The 1,857-nt window shown below is 73.8% G+C and carries 1 protein-coding gene and 1 pseudogene; both read right to left on the bottom strand.

What is annotated here, in order from left to right; genetic code table 11:
• Nucleotides 1–776, bottom strand: a pseudogene (locus SSOG_RS29505) (ABC transporter ATP-binding protein); the annotation flags it as partial.
• Nucleotides 777–903: 127 nt separating this feature from the next.
• On the bottom strand, nt 904–1,857 hold a 954-nt coding region (locus SSOG_RS29500), incomplete at its 5' end, for a PP2C family protein-serine/threonine phosphatase (RefSeq protein WP_039938985.1).

Raw genomic sequence — 1,857 nt, 5'->3', positions numbered from 1 at the left:
TGAGCCGGGTCATCCGGTCGGCGATCTCGTGCGCGGGGGCGCGGGTCAGCCGGTCGGCTACGCGTCCGTCCGCGAGGAAACAGCACCCGGTCGGCGTAGCTCGCGGCCACCGGGTCGTGCGTGACCATCACCACGGTCGCGCCGAGCGCGTCCACCGCGTGCCGCAGCAGCCCGAGCACCTCGGCGGCGGTGACGGTGTCCAGGGCGCCGGTCGGCTCGTCGGCGAAGACGACGTCGGGGCGGGTGACCAGGGCGCGCGCGATCGCCACCCGCTGCTGCTGCCCGCCGGACAGCTGACCCGGGCGGCGCCGGGCGTGCTCGTGCAGCCCGACCTGGGCCAGGACCTCGCGGGCCCGGTGGCGGTCGGGGCGGGCGCCGGCGAGCCGCATCGGGAGCAGCACGTTCTGCTCCACGGTGAGGGAGGGCAGCAGGTTGAACGCCTGGAAGACGAAGCCGAGGCGACTGCGGCGCAGCGTGGTGAGCTTGTTCTCGCTCAGTCCGGTGATCTCGGTGCCGCCGAGCGTGACGGACCCGGCGGTCGGCCGGTCGAGCCCGGCGGCGCACTGGAGGAACGTCGACTTGCCGGAGCCCGAGGGGCCCATGACGGCGGTGAAGCTGCCGTGCGGGAGGGCGAGGTCGATGCCGCGGAGCGCGTGCACGGCGGTGGTGCCGCGGCCGTAGCGGCGCTGGACGCCATGGAGTTCGATGGCGTGGGTGGCAGGGGCGGGGTGCGGTGCCGGGGGCGCCGCTGTCGTACGCCGCTTGCGCAGCCGCATGGTGGTGACCCTTCCAGGAGTTCGCCCGATGTCTTTCGACGCCCTACGAACGTAGGGATCGGGGATGTCCCGGGGCCATGGCGGTCGCCGCCGTAACGGGGTGGGGTTAACCCCCGGTAAGGCGGCCCTACTGGCGGCAGATCAGCAGGAGCGCCCGGTCGTCGTTGACGTCCTTCGCGACCGTCTCGATCAGGTGCCAGGCCGCGCCCTGGAAGCCGGAGGCGACGTAGCGGTCGGCCTCGCCCGTCAGGTGGTCGATGCCCTCGCTGATGTCGCGGTCGGCGGTCTCGACGAGGCCGTCGGTGAACAGCATCAGGACGTCACCGGGGCGCAGGGTGCCCTTGGTGGGGTCGAACTGGGCGCCGTCGTAGACGCCGAGCAGCGGGCCGTCGGCCGACTTCTCCTCCCATTTGCCGGTGCCCGCGCTGAGCTGGAGCGCGGGCAGATGACCGGCCGAGAACAGCTCGAAGTCGCCGCTGTCGAGGTCGAGTACGAGGTGGACGGAGGTCGCGAAGCCCTCCTCCCAGTCCTGGCGCAGCAGATAGCCGTTGGCGGCCGGGAGGAAGCCGTGCGGGGGCAGCGAGCCGAGGAGGCCGCCGAAGGCGCCGGAGAGCAGGAGGGCGCGGGAGGCGGCGTCCATGCCCTTGCCGGAGACGTCGGTGAGGACGACTTCGAGGGTGCGGCCGCCGTTGCCGGTGCGGGCGGCGACCACGAAGTCGCCGGAGAAGGACTGGCCGCCGGCCGGGCGCAGCGCCATCTCGCGGTGCCAGCCGCGCGGCAGGGCGGGCAGCTTGCTCTGGACGCGGATGCGCTCGCGCAGGTCGAAGAGCATGGTGCCGCCGCGCCGCCAGGGCACCCCGACCCGGCTGCGGAACTGGGCGATGAGCAGCCCGGAGAAGCCGACGGCGGCGACCACGAGGATGGTGCCGGGGGTGACCCGGGCGGAGGTGTCCTCCTCGGTGTACGGGCCGAGGACGGCGGACTCCACGATGAGGGCGGTGGCGGCGGCCGCGTACAGGGCGAGCAGGCTGGCGGGGCGCAGCAGCAGTCCGCTCGCGACGATCGGCAGGACGAGGGCGGA

Origin of the sequence: Streptomyces himastatinicus ATCC 53653 (genome assembly GCF_000158915.1) — a bacterium.
Lineage (GTDB): Bacteria > Actinomycetota > Actinomycetes > Streptomycetales > Streptomycetaceae > Streptomyces > Streptomyces himastatinicus.
This window is presented reverse-complemented; position numbering and strand designations above follow the sequence as displayed.